At 71.4% G+C, this 2,780-nt stretch carries 1 protein-coding gene and 1 pseudogene; both read right to left on the bottom strand.

From position 1 onward, the window contains the following. Positions 1–67 precede the first annotated feature (67 nt). Entirely contained in the window at positions 68–2,629 is a 2,562-nt protein-coding gene (locus tag ACFV6I_RS38885) for an ABC transporter permease (protein WP_063346111.1), read from the bottom strand. Between the two features lie 59 nt (positions 2,630–2,688). After that, positions 2,689–2,780 (bottom strand): annotated as a pseudogene (locus ACFV6I_RS38880) (ABC transporter ATP-binding protein); the annotation flags it as partial.

The raw sequence follows: 2,780 nt of genomic DNA, 5'->3' as shown, positions 1-2,780 counted from the left end.
GTCGGCGATCACCACCCGGGGGCGGCGCGCCCGCGCCGGCGCCCCCGCCCGCGCTTGCGGGGGGCGCCTACTCGCTCTTGATCGCGCCCAGGATGTCCATCCGGGCGGCCCGGTGGGCCGGCCAGAGGGCGGCCAGCAGGCCGATCACCGCGGCCGCGACCAGGAAGCCGAGGATCTGCAGCGGCGGCACCACGGTGGTGATGTTCTTGAGCGAGTCCGCCATCGTGCGGGTGCCCGCCCAGGCCACCAGGATCCCGAGCCCGATCCCGACCGCGCCGCCGAACAGCGCGATCAGCAGCGACTCCAACCGGACCATCCGGCGGATGCCGATCCGGTCCAGGCCGATCGCCCGCAGCATGCCGATCTCCCGGCGCCGCTCGAACACCGACATCGCCATGGTGTTGACCACGCCGAGCACCGCGATCACCACGGCCATCCCGAGCAGCCCGTACATCATGTTCAGCATGCCGGTGATCAGCTGACGGTTCTCCGCCTTGATGTCCTTCTCGCCCTTGACGGCGATCAGCGGGTTGCCGCCGGTCGCGTCGCGCAGCGCCTGCTTCAGCTTCTCGTCCGCGCCGTTGGCGCCCTTCACCAGGACCTTCGCCGGGCCGGAGCCGGGCAGCGCGTGCGGGCCCACCACGTTGTCCGGGGCGACGATGTTGGCCAGCGCGCTGTTGGCCTCCAGCACGGCGCCGACGGTGAGCGAGCCCTTGGCCCCGCCCGGGTAGGTGACGGCCATGGTGTCGCCGACCTTGAAGCCGAGGCGCTGGGCGGTGCCCGAGCTCATCATCAGCTTGCCCTGCTTGAGGGCGTCCGCCGAACCGTCCTTGACCTTGACGGTGGCCAACTGGTCGATGGTCGCGGCGTCGACGCCCGTCAGGAACTCGTAGTCGGAGTCGCCCTTGTCGGTCGTCACCCGGACTTCGCGCATCACGCTCATGGCGCTGACGCCGGGCGCCTTGGCGATCTGGCCGGCGACCTCGGGGGAGAGCTTCGAGCCGTTCTGCATGGCGACGGTGTAGTCGGCCTTGAGGTCGTCCGCGGTCGCCGCGTCGACGGCCTTGTTCACCGAGGCGCCGACCACGGTCAGCGCGGTGATCAGGGTGACGCCGATGGTCAGTGCCGAGGCGGTGGCCGCCGTCCGGCGCGGGTTGCGGATCGCGTTCTCCTGGGCCAGCTTGCCCGGCGTGCCGTAGACCTTGCGCAGCAGCGGGGCGAACAGCGCGATCAGCGGCCTGGCCAGCAGCGGGGTCAGCACGAACACGCCGATCAGCAGGGTGCCCGCGCCGAGCCCGACCAGCTTGTACTCCTTGCCGCCCGCGCCCGCGGCCAGGGAGCCCGCGCCGGCCAGCGTGAACAGCAGGCCGATCGTGTTGCGGACCAGCAGGCTCTTCTGGGTGGCGGGCTGCTCGGTCGAGCTCATCGCGGCCACCGGGGCGATCCGGGAGGCGCGCACGGCCGGCAGCAGGGCGGACAGCACCGTCACCAGGACGCCGACCAGCAGGGTCACCGCGATGGTGAGCGGCTTGATCACCAGCGAGCCCTGCGGCATGGTGTCGTCCATCGCGCTGACCAGCGTCTGCATGCCGGCGCCGATCCCGATGCCGGCGAGCAGCCCGGCCGCCGAGGCGAGCAGGCCGACCAGCAGTGCCTCGACCAGCACGGAGCGGGTGATCTGCTTGCGGCTGGCGCCGATCGCCCGCAGCAGTGCGAGTTCCTTGGTGCGCTGGGCGACCAGCATGGTGAAGGTGTTGGCGATGATGAAGATGCCGACGAACAGCGAGATGAAGGCGAAGACCATCAGGAAGGTGCTCAGGACCTTGGTGCCCTGCTGGATCATCCGGTCCTGCTCGGCGGCGAGCTCGCGCCCGGTCTTCGCCTCGATCGAGTCGCCCTGCGGGGCGGTCTGCTTGACGGCGGCGAGCAGCGCGGTGTCGTCCGCGCCCGGCTTGCCCTTGACGTCCAGCTCGGCGTAGCGGCCCGGGCTCAGGTAGAGCTGCTGGGCGGTGGCGGTGTCGAAGGCGGCCAGCGAGCCGCCGGCCAGCACACGCGGGTCGTTGGTGGTCAGGGTGCCGGTGAGCTTGAGCTTCATCACCGGGCCGTTGACGGCGACCCGGACGGTGTCGCCGACCTGGTAGCCGCCCTTCTCGGCGGTCTTGGTGTCCAGTGCGATCTCGCCCGAGCCGTGCGGGCCGCGGCCGTCGACCAGCGGGTAGCGCGGGTCGGTGCCGTCGGCGCCCGGCACGTAGTTGGTGCCGGTGGTGGAGAAGCCGTTGCCGATCAGCGCGCCCTTCTTGTCGGCGATGCCGGCGAAGCCGCTGACCACGCCACGCGCCTCGGCGGCGCCGGGCAGTGCCGCGACCGCCTTGCGGATCTCCTCGGTGAGGGCCGGGCCCTCGGAGTCCTCACCGGTGTGGTCGTAGGCCTGGCGGGCGGCGTCGCGGTCGCTGACCGTGACGGCGATGTCGGTGTAGCTCTTGGAGTTCTGGGTCCTGAGCGCGTTGCCGAAGGTGTCGGAGAAGACCATGGTGCCGGCGACGAAGGCGGTGCCGAGCATGACGGCCAGCGCCGTCATGAGCAGTCGGCCCTTGTGGGCCAGCACGTTGCGCAAAGCGGTGCGGTACATGAGGGGGTGTCAGTCCTGGGGGTTCTCGAAGGTCGGGGGCGCGGGGCTGGCGGGTGGCTCTAGCTGGTGCGGCCCTTGGCGTCGAAGCGGCGCATGCGGTCCAGGACGGTGTCGGCGGTGGGGTGGTGGAGTTCGTCGACGATGCGGCCGT

This window comes from Kitasatospora sp. NPDC059803 (assembly GCF_042732255.1).
Classification (GTDB): domain Bacteria; phylum Actinomycetota; class Actinomycetes; order Streptomycetales; family Streptomycetaceae; genus Kitasatospora.
Note: the sequence above shows the minus strand (reverse complement) of the source record. Positions and strands in the feature narration are given on the sequence as shown.

Bases quoted from the DNA above. Each gene is read 5' to 3' on its own strand.
- ACFV6I_RS38885 (WP_063346111.1), bottom strand. From the start codon at position 2,629: ATGTACCGCACCGCTTTGCGCAACGTGCTGGCCCACAAGGGCCGACTG.